The organism is Natrialba hulunbeirensis JCM 10989 (assembly GCF_000337575.1).
Taxonomy (GTDB): domain Archaea; phylum Halobacteriota; class Halobacteria; order Halobacteriales; family Natrialbaceae; genus Natrialba; species Natrialba hulunbeirensis.
In genome coordinates, this window is the sequence record NZ_AOIM01000014.1 from 126,451 (window position 1) to 141,840 (window position 15,390).

A 15,390-nucleotide genomic window follows, 5' to 3' on the forward strand; every position below is an offset into this window, starting at 1 on the left:
CCGATGGCACTCAGCTCGACGCTCTGGCTTGCCGCCGTGCTCACCTACGGCGTCGGCGACCTCGTGACGACCGCGGTCGGCCTCAGACACGCCCAGATCGAGGAAGGGATGCCCTTCGCACGTCGGTTACTCGGTGAGCCGCCGTCGGCGTGGGGGGTCGTTCGCTTCGGGCTGTTCAAGGTCGCACTGTTTGTGGGGTTCTATCTCGGCGCGGTGGCGATGACTCGCACAGCGCCGGGTACTCGAGTCGACCTGCTCGTGCCGGTGGCGATCACGGTGGTCGGTGTGGCTGCGGTGGGGAACAACGTGCGGGTGATTCGGCAGGTTCGAAGCCGGTGACCGCAGCGGCGTCTCGTGCGCGTCAGCGCAGTTCGTCGCTCGCTTCGATCAGCTGGATTAGTACTGATGCGAACAGCGAGCCCGAGCTCCAGATCGCGGTCTCGCCGCCGCTGTCGTCGACGACGCTCAGTAGAATTCCGTCATCGTCGACGATTAGAATGCGTCCCGATCGCTCGTCGTCCTCGCGGTTCGTCGGCGGGAGGTCCGCGGTAACACCCTCGAGCGAACCGAGTCGATCACGGACTCCATCGTCCCGGCTGACGACGGTGACGGCGACGCCGGCCGCGGCGCGGTTCTCGAGTGCCTCGCCCAGCGCGGGGGTGACGAGGTCGGGAAGCCGGGTGCCGAACAGGACTCGGTCCTCGGCGTTCGAGACCAGGTCGACGACGCGGTCGTCGACGCGTTCGCGGCCGCGAATCGTCCAGATGTCCTCCTGGGTTTCTTCCTCGACGGAGTCGCGTTTGACTTGCTCGACGTAGTCGAACGCTCGTTCCTGCTCGCGTTCGAAGCGGTTCCGGAGGGTCGTCTGGGCTTCGTCGATGCTGACCGGCCGGTAACGGATCGGACTCGCCTGCTGGACGGCGAGGAGACCACGTTTCTCTAAGCTCTCGGCGACGCTGTAGACCTGCGAGCGCGGGACGTCGGTGGTGCGGGCGACATCCCGGGCCGTGCCGGAGCCGAGTTGCTGGAGGGCGATGAAGACCTTGGCCTCGTAGCTGGTGAGGCCGAGGCGTTCGAAGGCGTCGATGGCGGCGCTCTCGTCTCTGGTCATTGGTCCTCACCTGCGGACGGTGTTCGGTCGTCTGTTTCGGTTTCGGTTTCGGTTTCGGCTGCGGTTTCCGTTGTCGTCTCGTCGGTGTCTGTTTCGGTTTCCGTCTCTGGAGCGGAATCGACGGCTGCAGCCGAGTCCGCATCCACATCCCCGTCCCCATCTCTATCCAGCGCACGTCCGCCATCGCTGGCCGTCGGCGTCGGTTGCCGGGCCTGATCGATGTCGAACGAGACGTCCGGGCCGAAGTACCGCGTCCACAGCGCGAGTAGCGTCGGTAACACGACGACGCTTGCGAGGAACGCGTACGTGATCGTCAGTCCGGTGATGATCCCGAACTGGCGGAGCACGGGCAGGATGGCGAACGCGAGCGTCCCGAAGCCGCCGACGGTGGTGACCGCGCTGCCGAGCAGCGCGCCACCGGTGCCGGTGACGGTGGTGTGCATCGCCGCCCAGACGTTGCCCTGGCGCTCGAGTTCGAGCGTGTAGCGCGAACTGATGTGGATACTGTAGGCCACCCCGAGCCCGATCGTGAGGCTGGTGATCATCCCCGTCAGGACGTTGAACGGCATCCCGATGAGGTACATCGTGCCGAGAATCCAGCTGACGGCGAACGCGACCGGCAGCAGGGTGACGGCCCCGAGACTGGCGCTGTTCCCGGTCAGCCAGTAGGCCACCGAGAGGAACGTGAAGACGGCCACCAGCGTGATCAGCAGGCTCTGTAAGACGGTATCGAGCAGGTCCTGTTCGACGAGGTAGTTGACGATCGGATCGCCGGTTGCGATGGCGCTGACGGCGAGTTCGTCGTCGTTCGTATCGGTGGAGCCGTCGACCTCGGTCTCGACCGTTCGCTCGTCACCGGCACCCTCGCTGTCGATGCCCGCTGCGATGGCGCGCATCTCGTCGGTCGCCTCGCCGAAGTCGGCGTCGCCCTGGATGGCGACGATCAACCGGACGGACTCGTACTCCCCGTCGTCGGTCTGGTGGATGACCTCGCTCGCGCCCGCGTCGTTCGCCTCGAAGAGTTCGTCGTACAGCCCCGTGATGTTTTCATCGGGGATGTCGTCACCCGTCGTATCCGCCGCAGTGTAGGTCTCGTTGAACGACTCGTTCTGTGCCGCGGTGTCTTCCATCACCGAGAGCGGCCCTTCGACGTCCGCTTCGCCGGTCGCCAGCGTGTAGGTGACCGGGCTCTCAGCGGCCGCCTCCTCGGCGGCGTCGAGACGTTCTAACGTCTCCGCGTCGGTTACATCACCCTCCACGAGTATCTGGGCCTGCGTGTCCTCACGCTGGAAGTTCTCGTTGACGAAGTCGAGGTCGTCGGCCGCCTGATACTCACCGGGGCTCATCCCACCGGGCAGGTTCTCGGTCCACGCCGGCGGACTCTCCGCGAGGAACTCCTCCTCGTCGAAGCTCGTGTCGACCTGACTCGCGCCGTAGACGCCGCCGGCGGTCAACAGCAAGACCGCGACGAGGACCACGAGCGGGATGCGCCGTGCAGCCGTCGAACCGAGCGTGAGCACGCTACTGAACCGCCCGCCACCCGTCCCGAACGCGCGTCGGTGACGGTCGTAGCCACGGGACTCGAGTACCGAGTCGAGTTCGACTTTGGCGGCCGGGATCAGCCCGCCGAAGACGATCAGCGCGGCGACGATGCCGACGGAACTGACGACTCCGAACTCCTGGATGGGGCCGATGGGGCTGACGAGGTTCGCGAGGAAGCCGATAGCAGTCGTCGCGGTCACCCAGACGAGCGCGACGCCGACGCCGGCGAGGGCGATGGACATCGAGCCGCGGACGGTGTCCGCCTCGCCTGCATCCTGACCGGTGCCCTCAGAGCGGACTGCCTCGCGTTGCTCGCGGTGGCGCATGAAGACGTGGATCGCGTAGTCGATCGAGAGCCCGATCAACAGGACCGGGACGGCGATCATCATCTGGTTGAACGCGATCCCGGCCCAGCCCATGAAGCCGAACGTCCAGAGCAAGACTGTACCGATACCGACGACACCGAGGACGATGTCGAGCGGGTCGCGGTACGCGAGTATCAGCGCGGCGACGACGAACGTCAGCGCGAGCGGCCCGACGATCGAGAGGCTGTCGCCCATCGAGCGGTCGATCTCGTCCGTGATGACGCCGACGCCGAAGACGACGTACTCGTGTTCGTGTTCGCCCGCGAGTTCGCGCAGATCGAGCTGTGCGTCGATCACCGCGTCATCGCCAGCGCCCATCTCCATCTCGCCTGCCGCCTCCTGGGAGAGTACCGTCATCCGCGCGTCCGCCTCGGCGGTGCCGGGCTCGTAGTCCGACGGCATGAACGCGAGTGCCGCACCGTCGTTCTCGTCGTCGTCAGAGAGCGTGTCCGTGAGGATATCCTCGAACTCGTCCGCGTCGAGCTCCTCGAGTGCCTCGATCTGTTCGTCGAGCGTTGGCTCAGGCTCACCCTCCTCGAGTTCGGCCTGATCTTCCTCTAGCTGGTCACCGTCCTCCTCTAATTGCTCGTACTCGTCTTCGAGGACCCCCATCGTCGCACCGGTGTAGACGCCCTCGAGGTCCTCAGAGGCCTCCTGGTATTCGGGGACCTCCTCGGGGTTCTCGGCCTGCTGTTCGATCTGGAACAACTGGGACTCGAGTAGCCGCGCCTGATCGGCGAACTCCTCGTACTCCTCGGCCTGCTCGTCGTCGAGGTCGGTCGTCACCTCCTCCAGCAGGGCGTCGTACTCGTCTTCGAGTTCGGCGACACCCTCCTGGTATTCGGGGTCGTCCTCGTCGTATGTTGCGCGTAGTTGCTCCTGCTCGCGCTGGATTTCGCGCGCGTCGTCGATGCCGGCCTCGAGTTGCGCGCTCGTTTCGTTGAGTTCGCCCTCGCGCTGTTCGAGTTCCGCACCGCGCTCTTCGAGGTCAGCGGCCTGTTCGGTGGTGATCGCCGTGATCGCGACGATGTTCTCGACGCCGGTGATCGCATCACCCTCGCCGTCGTGGGCGAGCGTCGAATTGATCGACTCGTTGTCACGGATGTCCTGCTGGAACTCGAGTGACTCGATGAGCGACTCCTGTGAGAGGACGTTCTCAGCGGTTGCGTTGGTGTCTACGCCGTCGCCACCGCCCCCACTGCCATCACCGCGGTGGATCAACTGCACAGTCGTCGTGTCCTCCTGATCCTCCGCGACGAATCGCTCGTCGATGTCCTCGAGTGCCTCGGCTTCGGGTGAGTCGGTTTCGAACTGGTCGAGCGAGGAGTCGTCGTCGACCATGGGGACGCCCGCGCCGACGAGGGCGGTCAGTACGAGGAGGACGACGAGGACGAGTCGCGAGTGGGAGGTGATGATGTCGGCGACTCGTTCCGGTGCGCTCATTCGGTCGCCTCCGGGTTGACGAGTGGGACGTATAGGACGTGTAGCACGTCCGGTGCGTACGGTCGTCCGCGCAGCGCTCTTGCGGTCGCTCGGACGGCCGTCATCGCTTGCGTCGTCTCTCGTCGATCTGGTCTCGCCTGTGCTAGTGATGCGTCGCTGGGGACCATGCTGTTGTTATGATCCTACAAACGCCACCACTTATACGTGTTTGGAGGTTTACAAATACCTGACTGTCACGAAATAATATGTATCTCCCAGCCGACTCGAGGCCCAGAAGAAGTGTTCAGGACCCTTGATCTATTGATATGGTTTTGAGGTCTTCGGCGAATCGAACGTCGCCATCGTACTGTCGGCCGATCGACTCGAGCATCTCCTCGTGGCGACCGTCGGTGTGCGGATAGAGGTGCGTCAGGTAGACGCGACCAATCTCTCGACCGGCGAGTTCGCGCCCGAGCGTCTCTGGTGTCGGGTGGTTCGACACGTCGACGTCGTCGGGGAACGAGCAGTCGTGAGCCAGGATTGCAGCACCCTCGGCGAAGTTCGCCAGCCCGGCGAAGGCCTCGCTGTCGCCGCTGAAGACGAACCGGTCGTCGAACCGATAGGCCAGACACGGCAGCGAGTGGCGCGTCTCGTAGGCCGAGACGTCGAAGCCCGCGACGGTGAACTCGCCGGGGACGACCTCCCGTACCTGCAGGTCGATCTTGCCCTGCATGTACTCGTGAACGGAGAGCAGGTCGTCGAGTAGCCCCTTGGTTCCCTGCGGGCCGACGACCTCCAGGTGCTCCTCGCCGGCGAGCCAGCGGGCTTTCATCAACGGCAGGAGGTCGGCGACGTGGTCCAAGTGGTGGTGGGTGAGCAACACTGTCGAGACGTTCTCGTAGCCGACGCCGGACTGCTGGAGGCGATGAAGCACACCGGAGCCGCAATCGATCAGTAGCTGTCGGCCGTCGTTCTGGACGAGAATGCCGGTCTGGAAGCGCTCACCGGTCGGCATCGCGCTCCCGGTTCCGAGGAACGTGACGTGCATACGCGAGTGTGTGACGGCCCGCCCGATAAGGGTAGTCCCTTTGAGTCAGACGTCTTCCAGTGGTCGACGACCGACGGTACCGGATACCGACGACTTTAGTCAGCACCGCCGGTAGACGCGGGTAGATTCCAATGCCCACCGACTGCCACGTTCCCGAGCGCCTGCGCATGACGCCCGGGCCAACCGAAATCCCACCCGCAGTTCGAGAACGCCTCGCCGAACCGATGCCGAATCCGGACCTCGAACCCGAGTTCTTCGAGTGCTACCGCGCGTTAGCCGACAAACTCACGCGAATTCACACGGCTGATTCGGACGGTACCATCGCCACAGACGACCGCGACACCGCCATCCTCGCCGGCGAAGGCATCCTCGGTCTCGAGGCCGCCATCGACTCGCTCGTCTCGCCGGGCGACCGCGTCCTCTGTCTCTCGAACGGCCGCTACGGCGACGGCTTCGCCGACTTCGTCACCCAGTACGACGGCGAACCGGTCACGTACTCTGTCCCCTGGGACGAGACGCTCGACCGTGACACCGTCGAGAGCGCCATCGAGGACGCCGACGAACCGTTCGACGTGGCGACGATGGTCCACTGTGAAACCCCGACCGGCACGCTGAACGACCTCGGGCCGATTCTGGACGTGCTCGACGAACACGGGATCATCAGCGTCGTCGACGCCGTCTCCTCGCTCGGCGGCACGCCCGTTCCCACGGATCGGATCGACGTCTGTCTCGGCGCGAGCCAGAAGTGCTTCAGCGCACCACCCGGCCTCTCGACCGCAACGATCAGCGAGCACGCCTGGGAGCGCATCGAGACCGTCGAGAACCGCGCCAACTACACCGACCTCACGCCCTGGCGCACCGCCGCCAACGAAGACGAGGAGTGGTTCCCCTACACCCACATGGCCGCGAACATCCGCGCACTCGACGCCGCCGCCGACCAGATCCTCGAGGAAGGCCCCGCACAGGTCTTCGAGCGCCACCGCGAAGTCGCCGCCCACTGTCGCGACCGCGCCGCCGACCTCGGCCTCGAGCCCTATCCGACCGCGACCGAAGACTGCTCACCGACGGTGACCGCACTCGAGTACGACGGCAGCACAACCGACCTCCAGGAGACACTCCGAGAGGAGCACGACATCGTCCTCGCGACGGGACTCGGCAATCTCGAGGACGATATCATCCGCGTCGGCCACATGGGTCACAACGCGCGGCGCGAACTGGTTGACGAGACGATGGACGCGCTGGCGGCGGTACTCGAGTAGCGCTGGGTCCAGCGCTCAGAGCGCACGGCGCTGCCTGCGTACTTCAACCGGGGCCGGAACCTGCAGGTAGAACCGTTTCCCGTGATCCCGTTCTACTGGTTGATATGTCCGACCGCGACTCCAATCTGGATCCTGACGCCGGTGCCGACCAGGATCCGACCGAGAAACCGACGCACGACGCGGAGGAAGCCCAGCAAGAGGGTGCGCAGATGGCTCGCAACTGGATCGCGATCGCCGTCGTTTCGATCCTCGTGTTGCTGTTGCTCGTCATTGGCATGATGCAGGCGACCGGGCTGGTGGACGTGTTCGCACCGATCGCGGACACGCAGACTCAGCAATGGGGTGCCTTCGCCGTCCTTGCGCTGATCGTGCTGGCGATTGCGGGCTGGAGCTGGACGACGCTGGCCCGGTAACTCGTCTCGAGTCGGCGAACTGAGCGGGCAGCCATCGATTTTCCTCGCGATTGAGTGTGTCAGTTGTGTCTCAGTCGTGTGTCGGTTATATGCCAGCGTGTGTCGATTGTGTGCCAGCGTGTGTTGGTCGCGTACCGATCGTGTGCCAGGGGCAGCCATAGCACGCTGACAGCAGACAGAAACCCGTTTAGGGCTGGTTCGCCAGGCTCTGATAATGAGTACGAGTTACCGAATCGGACTGGTTGGCAAACCGTCCGTCGGGAAATCTTCTTTCTTCAACGCTGCGACGATGAACGACGTGCCCGAGGGCGCGTACCCGTTCACGACCATCGACCCGAGCGTCGGCGAGGCCTACGTCCGCGTCGACTGTGCAGCCCCGGAGTTCGACGAGGAGTGTACCCCGAACGTCGGCTACTGCGAGCACGGCACCCGCTTCGTGCCAACGAAACTCGTCGACGTCGCGGGCCTCATTCCTGGCGCACACGAGGGCAACGGCCTCGGCAACCAGTTCTTGAGCGACCTGAACGAGACGGACGTACTCGTCCACGTCGTCGACTTCTCGGGCGAGACTGACCTGGAAGGCGAACCAACCGAGGGCCACGACCCCTGCGAGGACATCGCCTTCCTGGAAGAGGAACTCGACCAGTGGTATCTCGACATCCTCGAGAAGGGGATCAAGCGGTACGAATCGGGCTACACCACCGAGGACGACGCCATCGAGGAAGAACTCGCCGAGCAGATGAGCGCGTTCAAAACCAACGAAGACGAGATCAAACGCCTGATCCGCCGCGTCGATATCGGCTTCGACCCCGACGAATGGGAGGACGAGGATCAACTCGAGTTGGCCCGCGAAATTCGCAAGGAGACCAAGCCGATGGTCATCGCGGCGAACAAGATGGACACGCCCGAGGCGCAGGCGAACTACGAGGAGATTACGTCCGATCCCGAGTACGAACACCTGACGATCGTTCCCTGCAGCGCACACGCCGAAAAGGCGCTCAAGTCGGCGGACAAGGCCGGCGTCCTCGACTACCGACCAGGTGACGACGGCTTCGAAATTACGGGCGACGTCTCTGGCGAGCAAGAACAGGGTCTAGAACAGATTCGAGCGTTCCTCGACGAGTACGGGGCGACGGGCGTTCAGGCGGCGCTGGAAACTGCGCTGTTCGACGTGCTCGGCGTGACGCCGGTGTTCCCCGGCGGTGCGAACGGCCTCGGAAACGAGCGCGGCGAGGTGCTGCCCGACTGCTACCTGATCCCGCCGAACTCGACCGCGGAGGACTTCGCTTACAGTCTCCACTCGGACATCGGCGACGGCTTTCTCCACGCGATTGACTGCCGGTCGAACCGCCAGCTCGGGAAGAACTACGAGGTCGAGTCGCGGGACGTCATCGAAATCATTACGACGAACTGAGTGGTTATCCTTTCGCTGGCTCTCTGCTCTCTCTCAGCGCCCAGTATCTCGGTGTTCAGTGCCTCAGCACCCAGCGCCTCAGTTCCCCCAGGTAAGGCGGCGAACGCGCTCGCTTACTCGAGTGGAAAGCCTCGAAAGCCAGCCATCCGGGGAGAGGCGGCGAAGCGCTGATTCCTCGACTTCGATTCGGGCCTCGCCGTAGGGGTCTCGGTCCGCCCGGTCACGGTCGGACTGCTGACTCTGTGCGGCTTCGACTGCGACGGACATCGAGCAGCGGCCACACGCCTCGCGTTTTCGTGCCATGTATTGACTTGGTTATATTCGTCTTTGGACGCTATGGTATGTAAACACACGGGTCGTCCCGACGGCTTTTTGGTACCCTCGTGGCATTCACACACATGGAACGAACCGCGGACGGCCACACTGAAACGGGTGTGAGCTCCCAAGACGACGGCTCACCGGCCGACGTTGATCTCGCGGACGTCCCGGACTGGGACGACGAGTACATCGACAGAGTAAGCGACCGGCTCATGCACAACTACGATCTGGAGAAGGACTACCAGGTTGAAGGCGAGTCGTTCACGCTCTACGGCGAACTCTCACTGGTCAGTCAGAAACACTTCCTCCACCCGGCGCTCTCGTTTGCCGAGCACGAGTCGAACGAACACCTGTTCGTCAGTCGCGTCGACCGCGTCGACGACGACACACTCGATCGGTTCGACGCTTTCGGCGACGACCTCGCGGACAAGTGGATCGAGGCGACCGAGGAGCACTTCTGTACGGAGTTTACGTTCGTGCTCATCACAGACAGCATTCCAGACGTCGTCCGGAATCGTGTCGCCTCCTACGACGGGCGAACGCTGTTGAAGTACGGCTATCACGGCCACTACGAGACGAACTTCGTCGTTGTCGCACCGGATGAATCGGAGCTGGTTGCAAGCGACAACGCAGACGTTGCAACCGCGTTTCGGCTCTGGGAACCGATCGAACACGAGGAACCGGGACTACTGGGGTTGCTCTCGCGACGGCTTCAGTTGTAGTTACAGCCAGTCGACGGATTCTCTAGACTGGTGCTGTCGGTACTCGACACACTCGGTCTGCAGCGGTCAAAAAATGAACCACACCACGAGCCGCGAGTGCGGCTCGACTAGTCGTCGTCCTGACTCACGTCGGCTGCGACACCCGTTCCGCTGTCGCGAGCCGTCTGTAAGTTGTCGTAGCCGATCTTGAACAGCGACAGTGCCAGGTATAGCAGCGTCGCGATGATAAGGACCTGAGCGATCGCCGAGCCGATGCCGATGATGCCGGTCTCGGCCTCCGCGGTAATCCCGAGGAGGCGACCACCAATGATCTGGTAGCCACCGACCCATACCAGGCCACAGACCGTGATGAAGCCCATCAGGGCCATCGGCCCACCGGTCGAGACGAGTTGCTTCGTCTTGCTCCAGTTGGCCAGCCAGATCGTTCCCGTGAGGAGTGCAAGCGACGCCAGCAGCTGGTTTGCGCCGCCGAACAGCGTCCAGAGGTCCTCCCAGCGACCGCTGCCGAGCAGGAAGAACGCCACGATGGCGATCACGGACGTGTTGACGTAGCGGTTGGCTGCGTACGCCTCGACCTCGGTTTCGGGCGTGCCGATGAGTTCCTCGAGCATGTACCGACCCAGCCGGACGGCCGTGTCCATACTCGTCAGCAGGAAGCTCGCGAGGACGAGCGCCATGAACGGCGCACCGTACGCCATCGGAATACCGAACGCCGTCAGGATCGCACCGCCACCAGTTGCGAAGTTCGGCAGTGCGAGGCCGATTCCGCCGTCGGCGGCGGGAATCGCGATGATCGTCACGGTGACCAGCGCGACTGCAGCGAGCAGTCCCTCCGCGAGCATGCCACCGTAGCCGATCAGCTTGGCGTCAGTCTCCTTGTTCAGTTGCTTCGCCGTCGTTCCCGAGGAAACCAGCGAGTGGAACCCGCTGACGGTTCCGCATGCGATAGTGAGGAACAACAGCGGGAACAGCGGCATGAGCGGGATTAGCCCCTCCTGTGCGATGGGACCGGCCTCGCCGAAGAAGCCGTACCAGGCACCCGTCTCGATCTGGAAGCTCAGTGCGTCTCCGGTGTCTGGATGCACTGCATCGCTTCCCATTCCGGTGATGAACGTCCCGACGATGACTGCGAGCAGCCCCCCACCGACACCCGTGTACAGCAGGAACGACGAGAGGTAGTCACGCGGTTGTAGCAGCATCCACACCGGCAGGATACTCGCAAGCGCCCCGTAGACGAGGATGACGAGCACCCACGCACCGATGTTGACACTCTGGAGTAGCTCCGGGATAAAGAACGGCGTCGACTCCAGTAACACGATCGTTCCCTCCGGGTACTCTCCTGGAACGAGTGCGAGCGGGTACTGGATACCAGCCCAGACCGAGCCGAACACGCCGCCCACGAAGACGACCGTCCCGACGGAAAACGGCAGGCCCAGTTGGTAGAGCCAGACACCAAACAGGAGCGCGAGCGTGATGTAAATCAGGCTCGCCGTCGCTGCCTGTGGATACGCGTCCAGGACAACCCCGATGACGAGTGCGAACACCGCCACGACCAGAATCGTCAGCAAGAACGCGAACCACAGCAGCATGTTCTTGCCGCGTTCACCGACGTACTCGCCGATGATGTAGCCGATCGACTTCCCCTCGTGTCGAAGGCTGCTCGACAGCGAGACGAAGTCGTGAACCGCGCCGATGAGCGGGTTGCCGATCGCAACCCACAGCACGGCTGGCACCCAGCCCCAGACCAACGCCGCCGTAATCGGTCCGACGACCGGTGCACCGCCCGCGATACTTGAGTAGTGATGCCCCAATAGGACCGGCTTTTTCGCCGGTACGTACTCCTGACCGTCCTGATACTTGTGCGCCGGTGTCTCACGGCTGTCGTCTAAGTTGACGAACTGCGAGAGATACCGACCGTACGTGATGTACGCGACGGTAAACGTCGTCAGTATCAGCGCAACGATCCAGATCACACCTGCCATGTTATTGTCTCCCGCACCAACCGTTGAACGGCAACACCATAAATATAATTTATTTAGATTCGACAAGCCGACGATAGAAGGGATTATTCGTCGCCAAAACCGGAGATATTTCCGACACGGCCAGAACGAATCGACAGATGGTCAGGGTGCTTCGGGTGAACAACCCACGCACAGGCAGGCTATACCTGCTCACTCGGTGGATCCACGTTCGAGCCAGCGATATCGAGTTCGGCCGCGACATCGTCGAGAATACTTCCCCGAACTTCCTCGACGCGCGTTTTGATCGTCGCCACGACCGGGACGTCGAACTCGTCGTCAATTTGCTCTAGACGGTCGCGCTCCGTCGCAACACGGTCACGAAGGTAGCGTGCGCCGCGACCCTCCTCGTCCGGGTCTGGTTCGGGAGTCAGCCGATTGACGACGAGGCCGCGAACGGGTAACTCGGCTTCCGTGAGCGTCTCGACCGAACGGTGCGTTTCGCGAATCGAGAGTTCGTCCGGGTTCAAGACGAGATAGAAGGCAGCGTCCTGACGAAGTACGTCACCAGCGTACTCGAAGCGCTCCTTGCGCCCCTGTAACCGTGCGAGCACCGGATCGCCGTCCATCACGCGCCGGGGCTCCTGATTGCCGATCGCAGCCTTCTCGTAGAGGTCGATACTCCGCCGGCGCTTTGCCATCAGCCGGTCGATCCACTGTTCTAGGAGTTCCGGTAGCGCGAGCAATCGCAGCGTCGAACCAGTCGGCGACGTATCGAAGACCACTCTGTCGTACTCCTCGGCGTTCTGCATCACGTCGACGAACCGATCGAACAGCGCGGCCTCGTACGCCCCCGGCGTCTGGTGGGCCATCTCGAGTTGGATGTCCACCTCGTTGACCATCGTCGCCGATAGCTGTGCGTTCAACTGGCGCTTGAGGTCGAGCAGGTGCTCTTGTACGACCTCGTCCGGATTGATTTCCATCGCAGAGAGCCCCTCGTACCCCTCAACCGACTGGGGCTCGTCGCTGAACTGCTGGCCGAACACGTCGGTCGTGCTGTGGGCCGGATCCGTCGACACGACGAGCGTCTCCTCGTCTGCCGCAGTGCACTCGAGTGCGTACGCGCTGGAGACGGTCGTCTTGCCGACACCACCCTTGCCGCCGAAGAAGACGAAATCAGTCATCTGGAGTCAGAAGTGGTACTGGTGGCCCTTGCGCTCGACGATCGATTGGCGGTCCCACATGCGCCGTTCCCAGGCGCTGAACTCGTCTTCGAGGTAGGGGAGCAGTTCGGCGGTGTAGTACGAGACCGGACTTGGAATGCCGAAGGCGTCGGGAAAGCACGCGAGCATGAACGCGTCCTCGGTGTCTTCTGCTTCCTGCTCGATTTTCTCGTAGGCCGGGTGTGTGAACATCCCGTGATAGAGCCCCCTGAGCCACTCCTCGAGCGTCGTCCGGAACGACTCGATGCGATCGGCAAGTGTCATCGTCGGTCATGCTCGGTGCTGGAGACTAAAATGTATCGCCCTCGCGGACTTGCGGACTTGCGGACTTGCGGACTTGCGGACTTGCGAGCTTGCGGACCGGCTCAAAAACAGTTGCCCCAAGACTGAGAGCACGTTCGAACCCGACAGTGAGCGTCACTTACCGGTCGGGAAGCGCACCGACAGTGGGCGTCGCTTACCGGTCGGGAAGCGCAAATCCGACACGGTGGGTATCGTACCGAAGCGAGACTTCCCGGACCGTCCCGAACTCGCGGTCGTCTTCGTCCGCAGCCCCATCGTCGCTAACCGCATCGGCATCGACGGCGAACGTCTCGCCCTCCGCGAATTCGCCGTCGACCTCGTCAGCCAGTTCAATCTCGAACCGGTCTCCATCCGTCCAGACGTCCGCGGTGAGTTCGGATGCCGAGAGTGCCTCTCCACCGACGTGCTCGACCGTTCCGTCGTCGTACTCGAGTTGAACCGACGGCCGAACGCGCGTCCAACCGATTCGGGCATCCGTCCCAGCCCAGACGACTTCGATCTCGGTGCCGACGTCGACGCCGTCGATGTCGATCGTCGTCCCGGAGGTGACGGTGTCGTACTCCTCCGCCCACTGGGTCGTCGCTCGTTCGCCGTCGACCAGCAACTCGTACTCGTCTGCCGAGCGTTCAGTGTCGTCGGTGTCGGTTTCGTCTTCCGTGTCTGCAGCCGCTTCTTCCGCCACCGCCGTATTTGCCGCCGCATACTGCTGGCGTTCACCGAACTCGATCGTCGCCTCGACCGTCTCGCTCTCGTAGTCGTACTCGAAGCTCACGGAGCCTGGCGGCTGGGCCTGAAGTGATCTGATACTGTCGCTGTTTTCGATACCGTCCCAGCCGACGAGAATCCGGTCGCCGGGTTCGACGCCCTCGAGCGTCGCCGTCGCCCCTTCCGAGAGCGTCTCACCCGTCCACGGCTGTGCGGACGCCTTCGGCTCGGGTGCGTCCTCGGTCGGTCGATAGTACGGACGCTCGTCGTAGGCGGCGAGATGAAGCCGGTCACCGTCGAGCGGAAAGTCGTCTGCGTAGCTGACAGTGAACTCGCCGGTATCGACGTCGAACTCACCGTTGAACCAGAAGTTCGAGAGGACGGTCGTTCCGCTGCTCGAGCCGCCGAGTTCGTGGTCGTGGCGCAGTCTGACCGACAGGTTCGGCTCGACGTCGTCTATGTCCATTACGATCGTATCGCCTTCCTCGAGTTTGCCGTGGCCATCGGCCCAGATGTCGCGGTCGTATTCCTCGTCACCGACCTCGAACGTGAGGTCCTCGATCGGTGTCGGATCGCCGCGGCCGAGTTCGATCTCGAGGTAGTCGTCGTCGAGGTCGATGTCCCGGTCGACGCGAAGGAACCCAGGACTGTCGTGCTCTCTGATGGCGCGTTCGGCAGCGAGGTCGCGTTCGACGGTCGTGCTGACGAACGTCTCATCGACGTCAACCGAGGGCTCCTCGGTCGCGGTGTAGGCGAACTCCGCCTCGAGCGATTCGATCAGTTCATCGCTGATATCCGACTCGTCCTCGAACTCGAATCCGATCGACTGTTCCATCGTATCCGCGTCGATGACGGTCTGGGCGTGCGTGAAGTACGTCGGCACGGCGTCCGTCTCGCCCGGTGTCATCAGCTGTTCGTCACCGGTGCGCACCAGACGCATGTGGCTGTCGCCAAAGGCCGACATACCTGCTTCGAGTGTCGACTCGTCGTCCAGAAGGCGAGTTGCTTCTGCCGCGTTTGCGTCGACAGCCGCATCGAGCGTCTCGAGTTCGTTGGTGACGATGAGTACGTCGTCGTCAGTACCGACGACAGCATCCTCGTCGTCGAGTTCAGTGTACTCGTACTCGAGTCCGGCGTCGGTTTCGCGGGACGAGGTGGACTCTTCTATTTCAACGCCGGACAGGACCGTCAGTGGCTGTGTGTACTCCTCGGAGTAGGATGTGACGAGAACGCTTTTCGAGATGTCGTCGGCGTCGAGGTCGAGGACGTTGACGTTCGGAAGTGGGTCGTTGGGCTGGTTGGCTTCGAGCAACCGGTCGTAGTTCGTCGCCATCAGAACCATCGAGTCCTGTGCAATCTCGGAGGGGAGATACGCGAGCAGGTCGTCGAACGTCGCGTCGGCGGTCGTGGAGGTCGTCGCGGTGTCGGTGCTGGTGTCGGTATGCTCGTCCGTCGCGGCGACGGTCGAACCCGCAACGGCAGCAGCCATCGTCGCACCGATTCCACCGAGGACCGAACGGCGGGGACACTGTTGCATGTAGCCACATTTTAATTCCATCGGTACAAGTAGGTTATCATTACTTTCTA

The 15,390-nt window shown here is 63.1% G+C and carries 14 protein-coding genes; 5 read left to right on the forward strand and 9 right to left on the reverse strand.

Translation table 11 applies throughout. From position 1 onward, the window contains the following. Positions 1–3 precede the first annotated feature (3 nt). Positions 4–339 (forward strand): hypothetical protein, encoded by a 336-nt coding sequence (locus tag C483_RS05385; RefSeq protein ID WP_006652344.1) that lies wholly within the window; start codon positions 4–6, stop codon positions 337–339. A gap of 22 nt (positions 340–361) precedes the next feature. On the opposite strand, the gene C483_RS05390 is transcribed toward C483_RS05385, so the two are convergent. From C483_RS05390 to C483_RS05400, 4 genes are all read right to left on the reverse strand, one after another. Further along, a complete protein-coding gene (locus C483_RS05390; protein WP_006652345.1) occupies positions 362–1,111 on the reverse strand; it encodes a TrmB family transcriptional regulator in 750 nt (249 codons plus the stop codon). Then, entirely contained in the window at positions 1,108–4,461 is a 3,354-nt protein-coding gene (locus C483_RS05395) for an MMPL family transporter (RefSeq protein ID WP_006652346.1), read from the reverse strand. Before C483_RS05395 ends, C483_RS05390 begins: the two co-directional genes overlap by 4 nt. After that, positions 4,458–4,628, reverse strand: a complete 171-nt coding sequence (locus tag C483_RS20200) for a hypothetical protein (RefSeq protein WP_160166249.1) — start codon at positions 4,626–4,628, stop codon at positions 4,458–4,460. The genes C483_RS05395 and C483_RS20200 overlap by 4 nt, the downstream gene beginning before the upstream one ends. A 116-nt stretch (positions 4,629–4,744) precedes the next feature. Next, positions 4,745–5,488 carry an MBL fold metallo-hydrolase gene (locus C483_RS05400; protein WP_006652347.1) on the reverse strand — a complete coding sequence of 248 codons (744 nt, stop codon included), beginning with the start codon at positions 5,486–5,488 and terminating at the stop codon, positions 4,745–4,747. A 131-nt stretch (positions 5,489–5,619) separates the two neighbouring features. Between C483_RS05400 and C483_RS05405 the strand changes: the two genes are divergently transcribed. The 3 genes from C483_RS05405 (at position 5,620) to C483_RS05415 (ending at position 8,574) form a co-directional block, all read left to right on the forward strand. Further along, positions 5,620–6,747 carry a pyridoxal-phosphate-dependent aminotransferase family protein gene (locus C483_RS05405; RefSeq protein ID WP_006652348.1) on the forward strand — a complete coding sequence of 376 codons (1,128 nt, stop codon included), beginning with the start codon at positions 5,620–5,622 and terminating at the stop codon, positions 6,745–6,747. A 104-nt stretch (positions 6,748–6,851) separates the two neighbouring features. Continuing rightward, complete coding sequence (locus tag C483_RS05410) at positions 6,852–7,160, forward strand: hypothetical protein (protein ID WP_006652349.1); 309 nt, start codon at positions 6,852–6,854, stop codon at positions 7,158–7,160. Positions 7,161–7,374: 214 nt separating this feature from the next. Beyond that, the gene (locus C483_RS05415) at positions 7,375–8,574 is read left to right on the forward strand and encodes a redox-regulated ATPase YchF (RefSeq protein WP_006652350.1); all 1,200 of its coding nucleotides are present in this window, start codon (positions 7,375–7,377) and stop codon (positions 8,572–8,574) included. A 78-nt stretch (positions 8,575–8,652) separates the two neighbouring features. Here the strand turns inward: C483_RS05415 and C483_RS19400 are convergent, their stop codons facing one another. Further along, entirely contained in the window at positions 8,653–8,877 is a 225-nt protein-coding gene (locus C483_RS19400) for a hypothetical protein (RefSeq protein WP_006652351.1), read from the reverse strand. A gap of 95 nt (positions 8,878–8,972) precedes the next feature. Here C483_RS19400 and C483_RS05420 point away from each other — a divergent pair, with 95 nt between their 5' ends. After that, positions 8,973–9,614: a hypothetical protein gene (locus C483_RS05420; protein WP_006652352.1), complete on the forward strand. Its 642-nt coding sequence runs from the start codon at positions 8,973–8,975 to the stop codon at positions 9,612–9,614. Between the two features lie 107 nt (positions 9,615–9,721). On the opposite strand, the gene C483_RS05425 is transcribed toward C483_RS05420, so the two are convergent. The 4 genes from C483_RS05425 to C483_RS05440 all read right to left on the reverse strand — a co-directional run bounded on the left by C483_RS05425 (position 9,722) and on the right by C483_RS05440 (position 15,340). Then, positions 9,722–11,596, reverse strand: coding sequence for a carbon starvation CstA family protein (locus C483_RS05425; RefSeq protein WP_006652353.1), 1,875 nt, complete (start codon positions 11,594–11,596; stop codon positions 9,722–9,724). Between the two features lie 179 nt (positions 11,597–11,775). Further along, on the reverse strand, positions 11,776–12,756 hold the full coding sequence (locus tag C483_RS05430; RefSeq protein WP_006652354.1) for an ArsA family ATPase: 981 nt from the start codon (positions 12,754–12,756) through the stop codon (positions 11,776–11,778). A 6-nt stretch (positions 12,757–12,762) separates the two neighbouring features. After that, positions 12,763–13,059 carry a hypothetical protein gene (locus tag C483_RS05435; protein WP_006652355.1) on the reverse strand — a complete coding sequence of 99 codons (297 nt, stop codon included), beginning with the start codon at positions 13,057–13,059 and terminating at the stop codon, positions 12,763–12,765. A gap of 193 nt (positions 13,060–13,252) precedes the next feature. Beyond that, the gene (locus tag C483_RS05440) at positions 13,253–15,340 is read right to left on the reverse strand and encodes a hypothetical protein (protein WP_006652356.1); all 2,088 of its coding nucleotides are present in this window, start codon (positions 15,338–15,340) and stop codon (positions 13,253–13,255) included. Positions 15,341–15,390: the final 50 nt, after the last annotated feature.

Bases quoted from the DNA above. Each gene is read 5' to 3' on its own strand.
- C483_RS05385 (WP_006652344.1), top strand. From the start codon at position 4: ATGGCACTCAGCTCGACGCTCTGGCTTGCCGCCGTGCTCACCTACGGC.
- C483_RS05390 (WP_006652345.1), bottom strand. From the start codon at position 1,111: ATGACCAGAGACGAGAGCGCCGCCATCGACGCCTTCGAACGCCTCGGC.
- C483_RS05395 (WP_006652346.1), bottom strand. From the start codon at position 4,461: ATGAGCGCACCGGAACGAGTCGCCGACATCATCACCTCCCACTCGCGA.
- C483_RS20200 (WP_160166249.1), bottom strand. From the start codon at position 4,628: ATGGTCCCCAGCGACGCATCACTAGCACAGGCGAGACCAGATCGACGA.
- C483_RS05400 (WP_006652347.1), bottom strand. From the start codon at position 5,488: ATGCACGTCACGTTCCTCGGAACCGGGAGCGCGATGCCGACCGGTGAG.
- C483_RS05405 (WP_006652348.1), top strand. From the start codon at position 5,620: ATGCCCACCGACTGCCACGTTCCCGAGCGCCTGCGCATGACGCCCGGG.
- C483_RS05410 (WP_006652349.1), top strand. From the start codon at position 6,852: ATGTCCGACCGCGACTCCAATCTGGATCCTGACGCCGGTGCCGACCAG.
- C483_RS05415 (WP_006652350.1), top strand. From the start codon at position 7,375: ATGAGTACGAGTTACCGAATCGGACTGGTTGGCAAACCGTCCGTCGGG.
- C483_RS19400 (WP_006652351.1), bottom strand. From the start codon at position 8,877: ATGGCACGAAAACGCGAGGCGTGTGGCCGCTGCTCGATGTCCGTCGCA.
- C483_RS05420 (WP_006652352.1), top strand. From the start codon at position 8,973: ATGGAACGAACCGCGGACGGCCACACTGAAACGGGTGTGAGCTCCCAA.
- C483_RS05425 (WP_006652353.1), bottom strand. From the start codon at position 11,596: ATGGCAGGTGTGATCTGGATCGTTGCGCTGATACTGACGACGTTTACC.
- C483_RS05430 (WP_006652354.1), bottom strand. From the start codon at position 12,756: ATGACTGATTTCGTCTTCTTCGGCGGCAAGGGTGGTGTCGGCAAGACG.
- C483_RS05435 (WP_006652355.1), bottom strand. From the start codon at position 13,059: ATGACACTTGCCGATCGCATCGAGTCGTTCCGGACGACGCTCGAGGAG.
- C483_RS05440 (WP_006652356.1), bottom strand. From the start codon at position 15,340: ATGCAACAGTGTCCCCGCCGTTCGGTCCTCGGTGGAATCGGTGCGACG.